This window comes from Pseudoxanthomonas helianthi (genome assembly GCF_017939625.1).
Lineage (GTDB): Bacteria > Pseudomonadota > Gammaproteobacteria > Xanthomonadales > Xanthomonadaceae > Pseudoxanthomonas_A > Pseudoxanthomonas_A helianthi.
Genome location: NZ_JAGKTC010000001.1, coordinates 1,237,329 through 1,256,363, shown reverse-complemented (window position 1 = coordinate 1,256,363; position 19,035 = coordinate 1,237,329). Strand labels below are relative to the sequence as shown.

Annotated in this window: 19 protein-coding genes; 5 read left to right on the top strand and 14 right to left on the bottom strand. The window is 65.7% G+C overall.

The window, feature by feature from the left end; all coding sequences use genetic code 11:
- Positions 1–76 precede the first annotated feature (76 nt).
- The gene (locus J5837_RS05765) at positions 77–826 is read left to right on the top strand and encodes a GntR family transcriptional regulator (RefSeq protein ID WP_210535741.1); all 750 of its coding nucleotides are present in this window, start codon (positions 77–79) and stop codon (positions 824–826) included.
- A gap of 88 nt (positions 827–914) precedes the next feature.
- Positions 915–1,271, top strand: coding sequence for a hypothetical protein (locus J5837_RS05760; RefSeq protein ID WP_210535740.1), 357 nt, complete (start codon positions 915–917; stop codon positions 1,269–1,271).
- Positions 1,272–1,337: 66 nt separating this feature from the next.
- Here J5837_RS05760 and J5837_RS05755 read toward each other — a convergent pair whose 3' ends face one another.
- The 3 genes from J5837_RS05755 to aceK form a co-directional block, all read right to left on the bottom strand.
- Positions 1,338–1,928 carry a pseudouridine synthase gene (locus J5837_RS05755; RefSeq protein WP_210535739.1) on the bottom strand — a complete coding sequence of 197 codons (591 nt, stop codon included), beginning with the start codon at positions 1,926–1,928 and terminating at the stop codon, positions 1,338–1,340.
- A 176-nt stretch (positions 1,929–2,104) separates the two neighbouring features.
- Entirely contained in the window at positions 2,105–2,980 is an 876-nt protein-coding gene (locus tag J5837_RS05750) for a class I SAM-dependent methyltransferase (protein WP_210535738.1), read from the bottom strand.
- A 64-nt stretch (positions 2,981–3,044) separates the two neighbouring features.
- Entirely contained in the window at positions 3,045–4,754 is a 1,710-nt protein-coding gene (gene aceK, locus J5837_RS05745) for a bifunctional isocitrate dehydrogenase kinase/phosphatase (protein ID WP_210535737.1), read from the bottom strand.
- 285 nt (positions 4,755–5,039) lie between these two features.
- Between aceK and J5837_RS05740 the strand changes: the two genes are divergently transcribed.
- Together J5837_RS05740 and J5837_RS05735 are read left to right on the top strand one after the other, a co-directional pair.
- Positions 5,040–5,840: a V4R domain-containing protein gene (locus J5837_RS05740; RefSeq protein ID WP_210535736.1), complete on the top strand. Its 801-nt coding sequence runs from the start codon at positions 5,040–5,042 to the stop codon at positions 5,838–5,840.
- A gap of 40 nt (positions 5,841–5,880) precedes the next feature.
- Positions 5,881–6,636, top strand: a complete 756-nt coding sequence (locus tag J5837_RS05735) for an MHYT domain-containing protein (protein ID WP_210535735.1) — start codon at positions 5,881–5,883, stop codon at positions 6,634–6,636.
- 61 nt (positions 6,637–6,697) lie between these two features.
- Here J5837_RS05735 and J5837_RS05730 read toward each other — a convergent pair whose 3' ends face one another.
- Positions 6,698–7,573, bottom strand: coding sequence for a LysR substrate-binding domain-containing protein (locus J5837_RS05730; protein WP_210535734.1), 876 nt, complete (start codon positions 7,571–7,573; stop codon positions 6,698–6,700).
- A 120-nt stretch (positions 7,574–7,693) separates the two neighbouring features.
- Between J5837_RS05730 and J5837_RS05725 the strand changes: the two genes are divergently transcribed.
- The gene (locus tag J5837_RS05725; RefSeq protein WP_210535733.1) at positions 7,694–7,972 is read left to right on the top strand and encodes a hypothetical protein; all 279 of its coding nucleotides are present in this window, start codon (positions 7,694–7,696) and stop codon (positions 7,970–7,972) included.
- 170 nt (positions 7,973–8,142) lie between these two features.
- On the opposite strand, the gene J5837_RS05720 is transcribed toward J5837_RS05725, so the two are convergent.
- The 10 genes from J5837_RS05720 to dnaN all read right to left on the bottom strand — a co-directional run bounded on the left by J5837_RS05720 (position 8,143) and on the right by dnaN (position 18,707).
- Entirely contained in the window at positions 8,143–8,574 is a 432-nt protein-coding gene (locus J5837_RS05720; RefSeq protein ID WP_210535732.1) for an ExbD/TolR family protein, read from the bottom strand.
- Between the two features lie 3 nt (positions 8,575–8,577).
- Positions 8,578–9,006, bottom strand: a complete 429-nt coding sequence (locus J5837_RS05715) for an ExbD/TolR family protein (RefSeq protein ID WP_210535731.1) — start codon at positions 9,004–9,006, stop codon at positions 8,578–8,580.
- A gap of 47 nt (positions 9,007–9,053) precedes the next feature.
- Complete coding sequence (locus tag J5837_RS05710; protein ID WP_210535730.1) at positions 9,054–9,812, bottom strand: MotA/TolQ/ExbB proton channel family protein; 759 nt, start codon at positions 9,810–9,812, stop codon at positions 9,054–9,056.
- Between the two features lie 91 nt (positions 9,813–9,903).
- Positions 9,904–10,575 carry an energy transducer TonB gene (locus J5837_RS05705; protein ID WP_210535729.1) on the bottom strand — a complete coding sequence of 224 codons (672 nt, stop codon included), beginning with the start codon at positions 10,573–10,575 and terminating at the stop codon, positions 9,904–9,906.
- Positions 10,576–10,693: 118 nt separating this feature from the next.
- On the bottom strand, positions 10,694–11,887 hold the full coding sequence (locus J5837_RS05700; RefSeq protein ID WP_210535728.1) for a heme biosynthesis protein HemY: 1,194 nt from the start codon (positions 11,885–11,887) through the stop codon (positions 10,694–10,696).
- Between the two features lie 122 nt (positions 11,888–12,009).
- Complete coding sequence (locus tag J5837_RS05695; protein WP_210535727.1) at positions 12,010–12,831, bottom strand: M48 family metallopeptidase; 822 nt, start codon at positions 12,829–12,831, stop codon at positions 12,010–12,012.
- A gap of 65 nt (positions 12,832–12,896) precedes the next feature.
- Positions 12,897–13,724, bottom strand: a complete 828-nt coding sequence (locus J5837_RS05690; RefSeq protein WP_210535726.1) for a CPBP family intramembrane glutamic endopeptidase — start codon at positions 13,722–13,724, stop codon at positions 12,897–12,899.
- Positions 13,717–16,188 carry a DNA topoisomerase (ATP-hydrolyzing) subunit B gene (gene gyrB / locus J5837_RS05685; RefSeq protein ID WP_210535725.1) on the bottom strand — a complete coding sequence of 824 codons (2,472 nt, stop codon included), beginning with the start codon at positions 16,186–16,188 and terminating at the stop codon, positions 13,717–13,719. Before gyrB ends, J5837_RS05690 begins: the two co-directional genes overlap by 8 nt.
- A gap of 209 nt (positions 16,189–16,397) precedes the next feature.
- Positions 16,398–17,519: a DNA replication/repair protein RecF gene (recF, locus tag J5837_RS05680; protein ID WP_210535724.1), complete on the bottom strand. Its 1,122-nt coding sequence runs from the start codon at positions 17,517–17,519 to the stop codon at positions 16,398–16,400.
- 87 nt (positions 17,520–17,606) lie between these two features.
- Positions 17,607–18,707, bottom strand: a complete 1,101-nt coding sequence (gene dnaN / locus J5837_RS05675; protein WP_210535723.1) for a DNA polymerase III subunit beta — start codon at positions 18,705–18,707, stop codon at positions 17,607–17,609.
- Positions 18,708–19,035: the final 328 nt, after the last annotated feature.

The window sequence follows — 19,035 nt, the reverse complement described above, 5'->3', positions numbered from 1 at the left end:
GACCAAGAACGGGCAACAGGTATTCATTGAAACGATCATATTGCCAATATGGTACGTCAGTGGTATCTTGCCGGACATGCAGAACCAGTTACTCGAGGAATACCAGCGCCTGCAGGTCGGCGAAGCCACCCGTGCCGTCGCCTATCTGCGCCTGCGTCGCGCCCTGCAGAACCTGATCGACGCCGGCGTGCTGCGTCCCGGACAGGCCCTGCCGGGCGAACGCGACCTGGCCAAGCTGCTCGGCCTGTCGCGGGTCACCATCCGCAAGGCGCTGGCCGGTTTGATCGAAGCCGGCCAGCTGACCCAGCGCCAGGGCGCGGGCACCTTCGTCGCCGAACGCATCCTGCGCCAGTTCTCGCGCCTGACCGGCTTCACCGAGGACCTGCGCGCGCGCGGCCTGGACCCGCAGGTGAACTTCCTCGAGCGCAGCATCGGCGAAGTCACCCCTGAAGAATCGATGGCGCTGAACCTGTCCCCGGGCAGCGGCGTGGTGCGCATGTACCGCCTGCGCCACGTCGACGGCGCGCCGATCGCCATCGAACGCACCCTGGTGCCCCTGTCGCTGTTGCCGGATCCGGAACGGGTGACCGGTTCGCTATACGAAGCGCTGGAAGACTACGGCCACCGCCCGCGCCGTGCGCTGCAACGCCTGCGCGCGGTCGCGCTCGACGCCGAGGCGGCCAAGCACCTGCAATTGCCCGAAGGCAGCCCCGGCCTGCTGGTCGAACGCCGGGCCTTCCTCGCCGACGGCCGCGTGGTCGAGTCCACCCGCTCGTACTACCGCGGCGATGCCTACGACTTCGTCGCGGAACTGCAGAGCGAGTGATCCTTTCGCGCGGGTTCATCCGCGGCGCCTAACATCCGGTTGACATGACGCGCGCGACACTGCGTGCCCAACCCGGTGGAGACCGACGATGAGCAAACTCGGCGAACTTTCCGAACGTGCGCTGGACCTGGTCGAACAGGCCGGCGGCAAACTGAAACTCGGCGGCGATGCCGCCGGCAAGCTGCTGCAGACCGGCGCCGCGCTCGGCGTGGTGCGCACCGGGGCCAAAGCCGCCACCGGCTTCGTGCGCCGCAATCCGGTCGTCGCGGTCGCCGCGGGCGTTGGCGTCGGCCTGCTGGCATTCGCCGCCTACCGTCGGCGCAAGCGCGCGCAGATGGAAGGTTCGACCGAGGGCCCGCATCGCCGCATCGACCCGCGCCGCGTGGAAGGTCCCGGGAAGTCGACCCGCAGACGCAAGGCCGAAGTCGTCGACGCCGACGTTTGACTTCGACGTGGGAGCGACGTGAGTCGCGAAGTTTTTTCGCCGATTTTCCGACACCTCGTTCGCGACTTACGTCGCTCCCACGTCGGTTTTCTTCGCGGCCGGTCGCGGGAGTCGTTCCGCTCCCGTGACGACGCGCCACCCGCCTGGTTGCAGATCGGCGAGTTCGTTCGGCCCCATGGCCACCCGCACCAATCGCAAGGTCGGCAGGCCGACCGCGGCGGTCATTCGCCGCACCTGGCGGTTGCGGCCTTCTCGGATCGTGAGTTCCAGCCATGCATCGGGCACCGTCTTGCGGAAACGCACCGGCGGGTCGCGCGGCCATAACACCGGCGCATCGATGACCCGTGCCTGCGCCGGCAAGGTCGGCCCATCGTTCAAGACCACGCCTTCGCGCAAGCGCCGCAACGCCGCTTCATCCGGTATCCCTTCGACCTGCACCCAATAGGTCTTCGCTTCCTTGTGCCGGGGATCGGTCAGCCGATGCGCGAGCGGGCCGTCGTCGGTCAGCAGCAGCAGGCCTTCGCTGTCGTAATCGAGGCGGCCGGCGGGGTACACGCCGGCCGGCAGGCCGAATTCCGCCAGCGTGCGCCGCGGCGTCGGGTCGCGGTCGGTGAACTGGCACAGCACGTTGAAGGGCTTGTTGAATACGATGAGCATGTTTTCGCTTCCCTTCTCCCACCCGGAGAAGGTGCCCCGAAGGGGCGGATGAGGGCGTAAGACTCGCTTTTGCCATGCAGACTGTCTCGCGCCTGCTGGCTCCTGCCCTCATCCGGCGCTACGCGCCACCCTCAGCCGCTTGAGGCGGCTTCGATCCCGGAGGTAGAAGGAAATTCTCACTTCGGCTTCACGAAACGCAAGGTCATCCGATCGCTCTCGCCGATCGCCTTGTACTTCGCATCGTCGGCCACCGCGTGGTTGTTGCTGGGCGGCAGGGTCCACACGCCGTTCGGATGGTCCTTGGTGTCCTTCGGGTTCGCGTTGACCTCGCTCTGCGCGTCCAGCTTGAAGCCCGCGGCTTCGGCCAGCGAAACCACCAGCGCCTCGGTCAGGTAGCCGCTCTTCTTCATCGCTTCGATGTCGGTGTCCGGCTTGGCGCGATGGTCGACCACGCCCAGCACGCCGCCCGGTTTGAGCACAGCGAAGAACGCCTTGAAGTGCGCATCGGCGTTGTCGTCGGAAACCCAGTTGTGGACATTGCGGAAGGTCAGCACCAGATCGGCGGAACCATCGGCGCCGAGTTTCGGCGCGGCCGGGTCGTACTTCACCAGTTCGACCTTGTCGTACTGCGCGGCACCGGCCGCGTATTTCCTGGTCAAGCCATCCAGCGACTTCTGCTGGTAGCTGCGATCGTTCTCCGCCACCTTCGTCGGATCCACTACCGCGGCGACATAGTGACCCTTGTCGCGCAGGTACGGCGCGAGGATTTCGGAATACCAGCCGCCGCCGGGCGTGATCTCGACGACGGTCTGGCCGGGCTTGAGGCCGAAGAATTCCAGGGTCTCGACCGGATGGCGATAGACGTCGCGGGCGACGTTCTTCGGATCGCGCCAGTTGCCATGCATCACGGTCTGCAGGGCGGCCGCATCGCTGGCGGATTGCGCGGCCTTGGCGGCCGTTTTGGCCGGAGCATCCGCCTTCTGCTCGGCGCCGTGGGCCGAGACCATGATGCAACCGGAAAGCAGGGCTGCGGCGAGAAGCGTGCGTTTCATGGTGCGATCTCCAGGCGGGAAGGCGTCGAGCCTAGCACGCGCTGGCGCTCGGCAATGTGCGCGCTTACGCCAGCTTCAACGTATCCGGATACGGCGGCGCGTCAGGGTAATCGCCTTCGCGCAGCCGTGCTTGCAGGTCGCGCCACCATTGCGGCCGGAACAGGTCGGCGTGCACGGCTTGCAGCGCCTTCGAAAGAGGTGCGGGCAGGCCGAGGAACTGCGGGAATTTCTCCGGGAACACGTCGTGCGGGCCGACGTAGAACCACGGCCCATCGGCCATTTCCTCTTCCGCGGTGGCCGGTTTCGGATAGTCGCGGAAGTTGCAGTCGGTAACCGGGCACAGCTCATCGTAGTCGTAGAACACCGCGCGACCGTGGCGCGATACGCCGAAATTCTTCAGCAGCATGTCGCCGGGGAAGATGTTGTTCCGGGCCATGTCGCGGATCGCCTGGCCGTAGTCGATGGCGGCCAGTCGCGCAGCCTCGGGCATCTGCTCGCGCAGGTAGAGGTTCAACGGGCGCAAGCGTCGTTGCACGTAACAGAGGTCGATGAGGATGTCGTCGCCGTCCTCGCTGACGCTGAGCGCGCAGCTCTGCAGCAGGTCCTTCAGCAATTCCGGCGAGAAGCGCCGGCGCGGGAAGCGTAGCCAGCGGTAGGACTGCGCATCGAGCAGGCGACCGGCGCGGTCCAGGTGGAACACCAGCGAATACTTGTCCGCGACATCTTGCCGGCTCATCTTCTTCGGGTAAGCGAAGCGATCGCGGATCAGCTTGAACACCAGCGGATAGCTGGGCAGGGTGAACACCAGCATCACCATGCCCGGCGTGCCTTCGGCATGCACCAGTCGTTCGTTCGGCTGCGCGTCGAAATGGCGGAAAAAAGTGCGGTATCGCTCGGTCTTGCCCTGCTTGGCACGGCCGAGCACCGTGTAGATCTCGTCGATTGGCTTGTTGGGCAGGATCGAGCGCAGGAACACCACCGCATCGCCGACCGTGGCCAGGTCGGCGTGGAAGTAGCTGCGCGAAATGCCGAACAGCTGGGCCACGTCGGCGCGCCGGGTCAGCACCGCTTCGGCGCGCAGTCCGTCGTCGCCGTTGACCAGGGCGATCACGCAGGGCGAGAAGCGGTGTTCGCCGAACACCCGGCCGACCAGGTAGGCGCGGCGTTCGCGGTAGAACACCGTGTCGAGCAGTTCGATCGCGCGCACCGGGTTGTCGCCCCAATGGGCCAGGTCGTCCTGCAGGCGCACAGCGATGGCGGCGGCGCAACGCAGCGGGTGCGCGTAGGGCACGTCGAAACGGTAGTCGGCCAACATTCGCGCGAAGCTGTCGGCAGGGCGCAGTTCCGAGATCGCGTAGCTGTGCCGCGCGACCGGATGGGTGATCGCATCGGTCGGTTCGATGTCGAGGGCGACGAACTCGATTTCCGCGTCGACGCCCCGGGTCTTGAAGAAGCGCCGGGTCAGGGTGTTGTAGAAGGTCTTGTACAACTCACGGTCGATCTGCCCGTCGATCGAGCGTTCGTAGTGGCGGCGTATCGCGATCCACAACTCGCGGTCGTGGGCATGGTCCTGCAACACGGCGCGCAGGCGCAGCATGCATTCGCCGATGCAGTGGTCGTACAACTCGATGCGCTCGACCGCGTCTTCGCGCGCGCCAGGCCAGTCGCGGGTCTCGAAGCGTCGCTTCGCCCGCCGGGTGATCTCGCCGAAGCGCGCGTGGTAATCGGCGAAGGCGTCGCGGATCAGGACCGCTATCGGGCTGGGTTCGAACATGGCCCATCATAACCATGGGCGATAGCGATGCTATCCGGTGTCGTTGCGCGTGGAAGAAGGGTGTGCTCCGAACCGCATCGCGGTCCGTGGACGGGCGCCTGCGCGTAACGGAAAACTCCCTCCTTCGGATTCGTGATCCCACTCACATGGACCCGCAAGCCGATGTGCGTCGCGTCGCGTTATTCGGGACGGCGCTCGTGATATTCCTTTGCGGAGGGGACTGCTTCGACGAAAACATGCGCCGCCACGCGGCTGCGCAAGAGCAGCCGTACGGAAACGGGGAACATGGAAAAACTGATCGATATCGAACTGAAGATCGTCTCCGATCGACGCGATGGCCTGCTGCTCGCACTGGGCGAAGTCCTGATCGCCAACCGCTTCAACCTGCTGCGCCACCGGCGCGCCAACACCGCCGACGGGGTGGTCATGGTCCTGGTGGTGCAGGGACCGGAAGCCAACCTGTTGCAGATGGAAGAGCAACTGGGCACGCACTGGCTGGTGCAAAGCCTGGAATCGAATCCCTACGACCCGACCGCGCCGGCCGCGATACCCGCCTCGGTGCCGGCGGCTGCCGCGGCACCCACTGCAGCACCGTCTTCGACGGCGGCTTCGGCGCAAAGCCAGGCCAAGGCGGTTTACGACCAGAAGCGCGTGGAAGCCCTGCTGCCGCAGATCGCGAAGGACTATCCGCGCGTGTTCGGACTGGTCCTGGGCCTGGAACGCGGACTGGAACCGGCCCAGCGCGAATCGACCCTGCGCTACGTTGGCGCGCGCGTCGGCGCCTGGGTATACAAACGCGACTTCGCCCTCGGCGCACGCCTGCCGATGACCGGTTCGATCCGGCAGATCGCCCTGCCGGCGCTGCGCCAATTGCTGCCCGCCGAACTGGAAGAGGAAGCGTTGAAAACCTCCGGCAGCCCGTTCGCAAATCCGGGTCCGGGCATCACTGCGCCGCAGTGCCATTTCCTGCGCGGCTTCCTCGAAGGCGCGCTCAACGAGGCCGGCAACTTGGGGATGGTGCGGGTCAGCGAAACGTCCTGCCGGGCCACCGGCGGCGAGTGTTGCAAGTTCGTCTTCCACGTCTGACCGGGCATCGCCGGGACGATCAACCAAAAGGGGAAATACCATGCCGCACGACCATGCGATCCAATGCATCCACGATCCGATGCTGATGTTGCTGTCCTACCTGGTATCGGTGCTCGGTTCGTTCACCGCCTTGCAGGTGGCCATCGGCATTCCCACGGCACAGACTTCGGGACAACGCTGGCAGGCCGTCATCGCCGGCGGCGTGGCCCTGGGTGCGGGCGCGATCTGGGCGATGCACTTCATCGCCATGTTGGCGTGCCGGATGGAAATCCCGGTGACCTACGACCTGGGCATCACCGCGCTGTCGGCGATCATCGGCGTGGCCGCCTGCATGGCCGGCCTGGCGATCACCGGCGCCGGTAGCTTCGGCTGGAACAAGCTGCTGCTGGCGGGGCTGTGCATGGGCCTGGGCGTGGCCGGCATGCACTACACCGGCATGGCCGCGATGCGGATGCCGGCGGAAATCGTCTACGACCCGATGATCGTCGGCCTGTCGGTGATCATCGCCGTGGTCGCCTCCACGGTGGCGTTGTGGCTGGCCTTCAACCTGCGCGGCTGGGTGCAGATGCTGGGCAGCGCACTGGTGATGGGCGTGGCCGTGTGCGGCATGCACTACACCGGCATGTACGCCGCGCATTTCGTGCCGAACGGACAGGATCCGGCGTTGAGCACCGCCGGCGGCCTCGGCGGCGATTACTTGGGCATGGGCATCTTCGCCGTGGCCACCGTCCTGCTGACGGTCATGCTGGTCATGACCATGCAGCGTCGCCAGCGTCGGGCCGCGGTTTCGATCTGATTCCCGGAGAGGATCACGGGGCGGGACGCGCCATGGCCGTCCCGCCCTTTTTCTTTTCCGGTCAGGCGGGCGCGACGCCGGCCTGCTGCAACACCCACGCGCGCACCGTGGCGAAATCGGGCAGCGACTGGCTGCGTTCTGGGTAGACCAAGTAGTGGGCGAAGTCCGCCTGCAGGCGTTTGCGGGTCAGCGGCAGCAGGCGGCCGGCGCGGATCAGCGGTTCGGCCAGGGTCCAGCGGCCCAGCGCCACGCCCATCCCTTGGGCGGCGGCCTGATGCAAGGTTTCGGTGTCGTCGAACTGGGCGACGTAGCGCTTCGGCGGCGTACCACCGAACTTGTCGAACCATTGCTTCCAGCGCTCGGACGGATCGCCGAGCAGCGGCAGTTCGCCCAGTCGTTCCAGCGCCGGCTTGCCATGGCGCTTGACGAAATCGGGGCTGGCTACCGGAACGATCCATTCGGGGAACAGCAGCTCGGAACGTACACCCGGCCAGCGCCCGCCCCCCAGGCGCAGGGCCATGTCGACCGGCTCGCGCTCGAAATCGACCACGCGCGTGCTCGATTGCAGGTTCAGGCCGAGCTCCGGATGCGCGGCGAGGAATTCCGGCAGCCGCGGTACCAGCCATGCGGTCGCCATCGACGGGATCAGGCTCAAGGTGATCGTGCGTTCGGAGCGGGAACCCAGCCGTTGCAGCGCATCGCCGATCGCATCCAGTGGCGCGGCCACCGCTTCGAACAGACGCCGGCCCGCGGGGGTCAACTCGACGCCGCGCGGCCCGCGCGCCAGCAGCTTGTGGCCGAGGCGCTCCTCGAGCAGGCGCATGCGATGGCTCAGCGCGCTGACGGTCAGGTGCATCGCTTCGGCCGCGCGGGTCAGGTTCTGCATCCGCGCGGCGGTGACGAAGGCATCGATCTGGTCCAGCGGCAGGCGGCTCACGTTCTCGCACCTCTTGAATTGCGCTCAAGTCTGTCTTGTACAGCTTTCGCTTTTTCAAGGTCAATCATGGGACTAGCTTGTGTCCTGTTCAAGCCGGATGGGCCGGCAAGGGAGCCAAGCATGAACCGCGAATCGCAACAATCCTGGTGGCGCGAACTCGGCGCGATCAGCCGCGGCCTGGATTTCCTCCAGGGCGGCGGCAGCTTCGATCCTTCCGGGGCGGAAGCCACGCAAACGCCCGAGCCTGCGCATGCGACGCCCGTACGGCGGAACATCGCCCAGCTGCTGCACAACCTCGTCTACCTGGGCGGCCGACCGATGCATGCCGGCCACAACGACGACCTGGACGAGTCGTTCGAAACGTTGCCGCGTTTGGACAATACCTGCAGGACGTGTTGAGGTCCGGGTCGCCATAGCCTGGCGAATCGGACTGGTGAGACGGCTTTGGCGGCATCGTTGTCCGCCTGTCGCCCGGGGGCGTCGCAGCCCAAGGACCCCGCCCTCCGTCCAAAAAAAAACGCCGCCCGGGGGCGGCGTTTTCTTCTTTACTGCTTGCCCGCGTCGAGCAATTACAACTCTTGCTGGACGAAGCCGATCTTCAACATCTGCGCGGTCTTGGCGGCGGCCAGTACCTTGGCCATCACCTCGTAGTGCGAGTCGGGATTGGCGTCGATGCGCAGTTCCGGCTGGTTGGTCGGATCGGCCTTCACCGCGTCGTCCATCAACTTGGGCAGGTCGGCGGTGCTCACCGGACCGTTGTTCCAGTACACCTGGCCCGCTGCGTCGATGCGCAGGTCGATCGGCGGCGGCGGTTCCTTCACCTGCGGCGGCGGGTTGATCACCCGCTGCGGCAGATCCACGTTGATCGGATAGGTCATGATCGGCGCGGTGACGATGAAGATGATCAGCAGCACCAGCATCACGTCGACCAGCGGAGTCACGTTGATGTCGGCCATCGGGCCGCCACCACCACCACCACCGGATTTGGTGTCGAAAGCCATGCCTTAGTGCCTCTTCTCTTTGGTGGCCACAAAGCCGATGTCCAACATGCCCTGGCCCTGGGCGACCTTGGTGATCTCGTTGATCGTGCTCATCTTGGTCGTCTTGTCCCCGCGCAGGTTCAACTGAGGCTGCGGGGTCAGCTGGGCGGCGCTGGACAGGCGCGACTCGAGGATTTCGCGGTTGATCGGCTCATCGCCCCAGAACAGGTCGCCGTTTTCCTTCACCGAGACGGTGATGGTCTGCTGCGGCTTGTTCTTGTCCTTGTCCGGATCCTGGTAGTTCGCTTCCGGCAGCTCGATCTTCACCTTGTGCTGCATCAGCGGCGCGGTGATGATGAAGATGATCAGCAACACCAACATCACGTCCACCAACGGGGTGACGTTGATGTCCGCCTTGGGGCCGCCGGCGTCGCCGCCTGTACTGAATGCCATGTCGGGCTCCGTTCTTGACTAGTACCTGTACCTACGACCAGGCCGGATCAGCGCACGCGGGCGCCGGTGGCGAAGAAGTCGTGCAGGTCGTGCGCGAAGGTATCGAGGCGGGAGTTGGTCGCGGCGTTGGTGCGGCTGAAGAAGTTGTACGCCAGCAGCGCCGGGATCGCGGTCAGCAGGCCGAGCGCGGTCATGATCAGCGCTTCACCCACCGGACCGGCAACGGCGTCGATCGAAGCCTGGCCGGTGGCACCGATGTTGATCAGCGCGCCGTAGATGCCCCACACGGTACCGAGCAGGCCGACGAACGGGGCCGCGGCGGCGACGGTCGCCAGCACGGTCATGCCCGCCTGCAGCTTGCCGCTTTCGCGGGTCACGGCCTGGCGCAGGGCGCGGTCGACGAATTCCGAGCGGCTCAGCGAGTCGGACAGGTTGCTGCCGTCGGCGCGCTGGTGGTGCGCGGCGGCCTGGGCGGCGTCCAGCGCGACCTTCGAGAAGGGTTCGCCCTTGGGCTGCTCTTCCATCAGGCGGATGGCGTCCTGCGCGTTCGGGGTTTCCCAGAAGGCGTTGATCACGCGGTTGGCGGCGCCCTTCAGGCGGGTGGCCTTCAGCGCGTTGATCACGGTCCAGTACCAGGACATGGCCGACATGACGATCAGGGTGATCAGCACCACCCAGGACATGACGAACTTGCCGGGGTCGGCGAGCATTTCGCCCAGCAGGTGGCCGAAACCCATCTGGTTCATGGCGTTGGCGGCGCTGTTGCCCCCGGCGGCGGCGGTGGCGATCAAGGTTTCGAAGAGCATGACGCTGACCCTTTATTTGGTGATTGAAGTTACGACGGTGAGTTGCGTGTTGGAACTGGTCTTTTGAAAGCCGGTCTTGGGGAAGCCCGGATCAGCCGCCCAGGGTGAAGTCGACGGGGACACGGACGCGGCCGGCGACCTTCTGCCCGCCGGAGGAGCCCGGGTTGAAGCGCCACTTGCGCGCGGCTTCCATCGCGGCGCGGTCGAGGTCGCGGTTACGGCTCGATTTCTCGACCGAGACGTTGGTGACGTTGCCATTGGCATCGACGTCGATGATCAGGATCACCGTGCCCTCGATACCGGCGCGGGCGGCGGCCGGCGGGTAACGCGGCGGGTTCATGTTCTTCGACGAGATATCGACGCTGGCGCCGATGTCCGGCTGCGGCGCGGGCGGCGCCGGCGGGGCGGGCGGAGAGACCACGTCGGTCGGGCGCGGCTCGGCGACGTCGACCGGCGGAGCCTCCGGCGGCGGCGGCAGCGGGGTTTCGCGCGGCGGCGCCAGGTTCTTCACCGGCGGCGGCGGCTTGTCGTCCGGCGGCGGCGGCGGCGGCGGCGGGGGAGGCGGCGGCGGGGCGTCAACGATGGTGACGATCGTCTTTTGTTCCTGTTCCTTTTCCGCCTGCGGGGCGACCGCGGGGATCAGCAGCAGCAGCAGGGCAGCCGCATGCAGGGCAATGACGAAGGCGATGCCGATGATGCGCGGCCAGCTCAGGCCGGTCGGCTCGTCGTCGTCTCTGCGGTGGATCACGTACGTGTCGCTCATGCGCCTTGCTCGATCTCGTGGTTCGAAAATCCTGCCGGAACGTCCAGCTTACCCAATCCCGCCGGGTGGTTCCATCGGTTTCCGCAGGTCTTTCAGTGGTATTGCGGGGTTATAACGATTACTTAGCGTTGATGATCTTTTTCGCGTCGTCCGGCTTCTTGACGCCCTTGGCCAGGGCCGACTTGGCGGCCTCCTTGGCTTCCGGCAGGCGGTTTTCCTGATACAGCACCTTGGCCAGATTGAGGTAGGTCTCGCCGTCCTTCGACAGCGGCGCGCCCTTCTTCCAAGCGTCGATCGCCTGCGGGATCTGGTCCGAATAGTAGTAAGCCTGGGCCAGCGCCACGTAGCTCTGGTAGTCCGGCTTGAGGATGCCCTTCTGGATACCGTCGTTGATGACCGCGATGGTGTCCTTCTCCTTGCCTTCCATGTTGGCGTAGGTGGTGTAGAGCTGACGGTATTCGCGCTCGTCGGTCATCTGGCCGGAGGTGCGCAGCTTCTCCAGGATCGCGGCGGCCTTGTCCATCTTGTCGGCCTGCATGTACACCGAGGCGAGGTTCATCTGCGCCTTCTTGTCGTCCGGGGACTTGGCGGCGAGCTGCTCGGCCAGCTTGATCGCGTCTTCGTTCTGCCCGGCATCGGCGTAGGACGCCATCAGCAGCTGCAGCCATTCGTTCTTCGGCTGCGGGCTGGCATCGACCGCCTGGCGCAGCGTCGCCGCGGCTTCCTTGTAACGCTCCAGCCGGTACAGGGCATTGCCCTTGATCACCAAGTCCTCGGGCTTGGTCGACTTGGTCTCGGTCAGGTAGCGGTCGATCGTCGCCAGGCCGTCGGCGTACTTGTCGTCCTGGATCTGCAGCTGGGCCAGGAACTGCATCGCGGTGAAGTGGTTGTTGTTGTCCAGGCCGTTCAGTTCGATCGCCTGCTTGGCGAAACCTTCGGCGCCGGCATTGTCGTCGAGGTTGTAGGCGACCTGCGCGGCGAGGAACGCAGCCAGCGCCTTGTCGTAGTTGTTGGCGCTGCTGTCGGCGAGGATCTCGGCAGCCAGCGGCTTGGCTTCCTCGAACTTGCTTTCGTTGAATTCGTCGATCAGCTTGCCCAGCTTCTTGCTCATCTTCGATGAACCCTTTTCCTTGGGCTCGGTGCGGGTCGCTTCCGGATAGCGCACTTCCGCCTTCTGTTCCTTCTGCGAACGGCGGTTCCGGCGTTCGCTGCCGCTGTCGGACTGGGCCACGGCATTGGTAACGATCACGCCACCCATGGCGAAGGCGATGGCCAGCGACAACAGGGCTTGCTTGCGATTGCGGAACAGCATGGGGGCTTACCTCGAGAGTTCGCTGCGTGGCCAGGCCACGCGGGGGGCCGAGAAACTAACAGAAAGCGGCGGGTTTCGGGAAGGAATATCGCTGCGGCGGCGCAGCATGGTTCATGCGCAAACTAGCCGCATTTGGGCACGTTGCCGGCCTTGCGCGCAGCTTGGTAACCGGGCATCAGGCCATCGGCGCGCCGGCGCAATTCGGAAATGCGCGATTGAGGATCCGGGTGGGTGGACAGCCACTGCGGCGGCCGCGCGCCGCCGGCGGCGATCATGTTCTGCCAGAGATCCACGGCCTGGCCGGGGTTGAAGCCGGCCTGGGCCATCAGCTGCTGGCCGACCACGTCGGCTTCGCTTTCCTGGGTGCGCGAGCCCGGCAACAGGAACAGGCCCTGCACGCCCAGGCCGCCCAGCTGGCTGACCATGTCCGCGCCGCCCTGGCCGTAGCGGGCGCCGGCGATCGCCGCACCCAGCCCGAGCAGTTGTTGCGCACCCATCTGCCGGGTGATGCGTTCCTCGTGGTGGCGCGCGATCACGTGGCCGATTTCGTGGCCCAGCACCGCGGCCAGCTGGTCCTGGTTCTTGGCCACGCTGAAGATGCCGGTATTGACCCCGACCTTGCCGCCGGGCAGCGCGAAGGCATTGGGCTCCTTGTCCTCGAACAACGCGGTCTCCCAGCGCACGCCGCGCCATTGCGGCGGCAACTGGCGCACCAGCGCATCGACGACACAGCGCACTTCCGCGGTTTCCGCGCCGTTGTTGCTGATCTTTTCCTTGGCCTTGGTTTCGGCGAAGGCCTGCGCACCGAGCTGGTCCAGCTGTTCCTGGGATACGCCACCCACGATCTGCCTGCGTCCGGTCGGAGAGGTGGTGGTGGCACAGGCGGCCACGATCACGGCGATGGCCAGTCCCAGCAAGGCCGGTTTGAGGGTGCGGGCGTTCATGGAATCCTCCCTGGAGAGGGCGGCAGTGTCCGGTACGCCGTCTTAACTTTTCGTCAACCGCGCGGTTACGCGCTGCCCAACACCAGCAGGGCCAATGCATTGTTCAACGCATGTGCGGCAATCGACGCCCACAGCGTACCGGTGCGCCGGTAGACCCAGGCGAAGGCGATGCCCATGAAGGCGTAGACCGCCCACAACAACATGGCCGAAGGCCAAGGATTGCCGGTCATGCCCGGCGGTTCGTGCATCAGCGCGAAGGCGATGCCGCTGAGCCACATGCCCAACACCGGCTTGCCCGCGGCCCACAGGCGCCCGAACAACACCCGGCGGAACAGCAGCTCCTCGTACATCGGCGCGATCAGCACGACGAACAGGCCGACGAACCACGGGCTGGCAGCCAACGCCTGCCTGATCGGTTCCTGGTTGGTCGGCTCGGGCTCCACGCCGAACTGCCTGGCCAGCGTGGTCGCCAGCGCGGACAGGGCGAATACCACCGTCGCGGTGACCGCGACCCAGCCCCAGGTCGATCCACGGCGCGCTGCGGCGCGAGACGCGGCGCGCTCCGCAGCGCTGGCACGACGGCGGAACACATACGGCACCAGCGCGGCCGTGCCAGTGCCGAGCAGCGTGACCCAGATCATCGCCACGCCACCGGGTTGGCCGATGGCCTGCATCAACGCGTCGGCGTCGCCGGGGTCGACCTCGCCTTGCATCGCCACCTGTATCGCCCGCAACACACCCCAGCCGGCGAAGGCGGCGAACGACACTGCCAGCATCACCACTACGGCGATGGCGAGGTCGACGAAGAAGCCGCCAACCGCCGATCCCGCGCGCGGCGGTGCCGCCGGCGCGGGCATCCCGACCGGCACCGGTTGCGGCTGCGCGTCAGACATCCAGGTTGGCGACCTTCAATGCATTGGCATCGATGAAGTCGCGGCGCGGTTCGACCACGTCGCCCATCAGCGTGCTGAAGATCTGGTCGGCATTGACCGCGTCCTCGATGCGCACTTGCAGCAGGCGGCGCGTATCCGGGTTGACCGTGGTATCCCACAGCTGCTCGGGGTTCATTTCGCCCAGACCCTTGAAGCGCTGGATTTGCCGGCCCTTCTTCGCTTCTTCCAGCAACCACGCCTGCGCTTCGGCGAAACTGGCCACCGCCTGGGTCTTGTTGCCGCGGACGATCTGCGCGCCATCGCGGACCAGGCCATGCAGCAGCGTCGCCGCTTCGCGCAACGGGCGCAGTTCGCCGGACTCGAACGCCGACAACGCCAGCACCTGGGTCAATTCCTCGCCCATGTGCTTGCGCGTGGCCAGCAAGGCGGCGGGGCGGTGCTCGGTTGCGGATTGCAACTGCAGCGAATAACGCGGACTGCCGAGACCGCCGCGATTGAGCTTGGCTTCCAGCGCATCGAGTTCGTGGCGTTCGTCGATGTTCTGCTGCAGGTGCTCGGCATCGAGCGGAGTGAAGTCGATCAGCGATTCGAGCAGGAGCGGGTCGTAGCGGTGCGCGTTGCGCGCGATCGCATCGCGCGCGTTGGCGAACACCAGCAACAGCTTCTCCAGCGCTTCGCCGCCGATCGGCGGTTCGCCGGCGGCCGGCACCAGCGCCGCGCCTTCCACCGCGCTGTTGGCCAGGTACACGTTCAGCGCCGCGTCGTCCTTCAGGTACAGCTCCTGCTTACCCTGCTTCAGCTTGTACAGCGGCGGCAGGCCGATGTAGACGTGGCCGCGCTCGATCAGCTCCGGCATCTGCCGGTAGAAGAAGGTCAGCAGCAACGTGCGGATGTGCGAACCGTCGACATCGGCGTCGGTCATGATGATGATGCGGTGGTAGCGCAGCTTGTCCGGGTTGTACTCGTCCTTGCCGATGCCGGTGCCCAGCGCGGTGATCAGCGTGCCGACTTCGGCGCTGGCGAGCATGCGGTCGAAGCGCGCGCGTTCGACATTGAGGATCTTGCCGCGCAGCGGCAGCACCGCCTGGTTCTTGCGGTTGCGGCCCTGCTTGGCCGAGCCGCCGGCGGAGTCGCCCTCGACGATGAACAGTTCGGAGTGCGCCGGATCCTTTTCCTGGCAGTCGGCCAGCTTGCCGGGCAGACCGGCGATGTCGAGCGCGCCCTTGCGGCGGGTCAGGTCGCGCGCCTTGCGCGCGGCTTCGCGGGCACGCGCGGCGTCGACGATCTTGCCGACGATGGCCTGCGCTTCCTTGGGGTTTTCCTGCAGGAATTCCTCGAGCTTGGCGCCGAACACGCTGTCGGTCACCGGACGCACTTCCTCGGTGACCAGCTTTTCCTTGGTCTGCGACGAGAAGCCCGGGTCCGGCACCTTCACCGACAGCACCGCGACCATGCCTTCGCGCATGTCTTCGCCGGACAGGGTGACCTTTTCCTTCTTGGCGATGCCGGTCTGCTCGATGTACTTGTTGAGCACGCGGGTCAACGCGGCGCGGAAGCCGGTGAGGTGGGTACCGCCGTCCTTCTGCGGGATGTTGTTGGTGAAGCAGAACATCGTTTCCTGATAGGCGTCGGTCCACTGCAGGGCGACGTCCACGGTGATGCCGCTCTGTTCGCCGGTGACCGAGATGACGTTCGGGTGCAGCGGGTTCTTCAGCTGCGCCAGGTGTTCAACGAAGCTGCGGATGCCGCCGGCATACTCGAACACGTCCTGCTTGGTCTCGCCGCGCTCGTCGCTCAGGGTGATCTTGACGCCCGAATTGAGGAACGACAGTTCGCGCAGGCGGTGGGCCAGGATGTCGTAGTGGAATTCGGTATTGCCCTTGAACGCGTCGACCGACGGCCAGAAGCGCACCAGGGTGCCGCGCTTGCTCGATTCTTCCAGCTGCTTGAGCGGATGCACCGCCTCGCCGTGGCGGAATTCCTGTTGGTAATGATGGCCGTCGCGCCAGATGTCGAGGGTGAGTTTTTCCGACAGCGCGTTGACCACCGACACGCCCACGCCATGCAGGCCGCCGGAAACCTTGTAGCTGTTGTCGTCGAACTTGCCGCCGGCGTGCAGCACGGTCATCACCACTTCGGCGGCGCTGACTTCGCGACCGAGCTTTTCGCTCATCGCCGCATGCCGGCCGACCGGAATGCCGCGGCCGTTGTCCCACACCGAAACGGAGCCGTCGGCGTGGATGGTGACGATGACGGTATCGGCATGGCCGGCGAGCGCTTCGTCCACGCCGTTGTCGACGACTTCGAACACCATGTGGTGCAGGCCGCTGCCGTCGTGCACGTTGCCGATGTACATACCCGGGCGCTTGCGGACGGCTTCCAGTCCTTCCAGCGCGGTAATGCTGTTGGCGTCGTAGGTGTGGTTCGGGGAGGCGCTCTGCGCGGGGGTCGTTTCGTCGGTCATGCGGCTTTCGGCAACCTGAATGCACGCCATTGCGCCGCCACGCCCGGGCAACGGACGCGGCCACACATTAGCTATAGGGTTTGAACAGAGAATTATAGCGCCGGATCCGCCATCGGCCTAGTGCGCCGCGGAGGCGTCTATCTGACGATTCGGTCCAAGGTTCAGCTGGTTGCCGGCTCTTCTGCAGCTTGCCTGTGATACCAAATCACCTACTCCAGCGTTTCGGAAACCCGTTCGTGTTCCACGTGAAACCTTGCAATTCCTTCCGACCGGCTGGCCAGCACTGTCGGAGCTTCGGTGCCGGTGATGAAGACCTGGGCACCGCTGGCCTGTAGCCGATCCAGCACGCGTGCCTGATGGCCCCGGTCCAGCTCCGAGGCCAGATCGTCCAGGGCGACGACAGGCCACTCGCCACGCCGGGCAGCGAAATCTTCGGCCTGGGACAGCAGGCAGGCCAGGGCGGTCAGCTTGGCCTGCCCTCGCGACAGGGGCTCTCCCTGTGGCCGGGCCGAGTAACCGATCCGCCAATCGGCTCGATGCGGGCCGACGCTGGTGAAGCCAGAGGCATGATCGCGATCCCTGGCCAACAGCAAGGCATCCGCCAGCGAAAACTCCTGGCGACGCCAGCCCGGGAGGAATTCCAGCTCGGCCCGGCCCAAGGCCGGGACCAGCTCGGCCGCGACCTCGCTCAGGCGATTCCGCAATTCCTCAAGGTAGGCTTGCCGATGCCGGGTCAGCCGTTCGCCCGTGTCCGCCAGCTCATGGTCCCAGGCATCCAATTGCGACGGGGCCGCACCGGACTTCAGCAGGGCATTGCGCTGTTTCAGCGCCCGGGCGTAGCGTCGCCACAGGGGGAGAAATCCTTCCCCGGCTGCATCGCGACTGTCAGCGTCGCGTTCCACGTGGAACAGCCCCCAGTCCACGAAACGGCGCCGGGGCTCTCCGCCCCCCGCGACCAGCGCATGGCTGCCCGGTTCGAAACTGACCACGGCCAGCGCCGCGCACAAATCGCCCAGCTGGGCGACATTCTCGCCATCCAAGCGCCCCTGCCAGTCCTGCCCGGTGTGGCGGAGCCCAGCCTTGCGGGACCGGCGCTCCCCGTCCTCCCGCCATTCCACGAAAACCTCGACCGCCTCGCTGCCCGTTCGAACCAGACCGTCCCGGACCCGGCCTCGGAAACTGCGACCGTAGGCCATCAGGTGCAGGGCTTCGAGCAGGCTGGTTTTGCCGGCCCCGTTATCGCCGGTGATCAGGTTAAGTCCTGGGGCCGGGCTCAGGCTGACGGATTCGAAGCGGCGCAGCCCGCGGACGTCCAGACGGGTCACCTGCATGCCGGCGTCCCCAAAGCACGACGCCCGGGGAGGCCCGGGCGTCGCTTGTGTTTCACGTGGAACCGGGACATTACCTGCACGACACCATCACAGTCGCAGCGGCATGACCACGTGGCGGGACTTCTCGCTGGTCGCCTCGCGGACCAGGGCCGAGGAATTCGCATCGCGCAGCTGGATGACGATGTCTTCGCCGCGCAGTGCGGTCAGAGCGTCCAGCAGGTAGTTGACGTTGAAGCCGATGGCCAGGTCGCTGACCTTGGTATCGGCTTCGATTTCTTCCTGCGCTTCTTCCTGTTCCGGGTTATGCGCGCTGATCTTCAGCTGACCCGGCGAGACCTCGACGCGGACGCCGCGGTACTTTTCGTTGGACAGGATCGCCGCACGCTGCAGCGCTGCGCGCAGGGTTTCGCGATCCAGCTTGACCTCACGGTCGGCACCAATCGGGATCACCGCTTCGTAATCGGGGAAACGACCATCGATCAGCTTGCTGGTGAAAGTCACGTCGTCGCGCTTGACCCGGATATGGGCCCGACCGACCTCCAGTTCCAGCACGCGCTCGCCGCCTTCCAGCAGGCGCTGCAGCTCGGTTACGCCCTTGCGCGGCACGATGATCTGTCGCTTGGCGCCGCCGCCGCCTTCCAGTTGGGACTCGCACAACGCCAGGCGGTGGCCATCCGTCGCCACGCAACGCAGGGTCTTGTCGCGCAGGTCGAACAGCAGGCCGTTGAGGTAATAGCGCACGTCCTGCTGGGCCATCGCGAAGGCGGTGCGTTCGATCAGCTCCTTCAGCGCCGCCTCGGCAACGGTGACGCGCTCGGTCGCCTCGACTTCATCGACCGACGGGAAATCGTTGGCCGGCAAGGTCGCCAGGGTGAAACGGCTGCGCCCCGCCTGCACGGTGACCTTGTCGCCGCTCTGGCTGACCGTGACCACACTGCCATCGGGCAATGCGCGAACGATCTCGAACAGCTTGCGCGCCGGGATGGTGACTTCGCCGTCCTGCGCGTTGTCGACCGCGCTGCGCGCGACCATCTCGACTTCAAGGTCGGTACCGGTCAGCGACAACTGGCCGCCGTTGACCTGCACCAGGAAATTGGCGAGCACCGGCAGCGTCTGACGGCGTTCCACCACGTTGACCACTTGAGCCAAGGGTTTGAGGAAGGCTTCTCGTTGCAGAGTGAAACGCATTGGGTGATGGCCCCTTGGCTTTAAAGTCGATATGAAAATCAAAAACTGGTGGAGCTGGAGGGGCGCGAAATCCGGTAAAACTCACTTAAGTTGTTGAAATTGCTGGAATTATCAACAACCCAAAGCGGGTGGATAGCAGCCCGGAGGACGCGGGACAAACTGTGGATGGTTTTGTGGGTCGGAAACAGCCCCCGACTTGTCCACAAGTCTTCCCGTTCCTGTCCCCGGAGTTTACGGAACTGCGCGCGTTTCGTCTGCCGTTCCGGCGAGGAAAGCGGCAAGGGTGCGCAATGGCTCGTTATCCGCCCCGTTTCGTCATGGCGTAGGA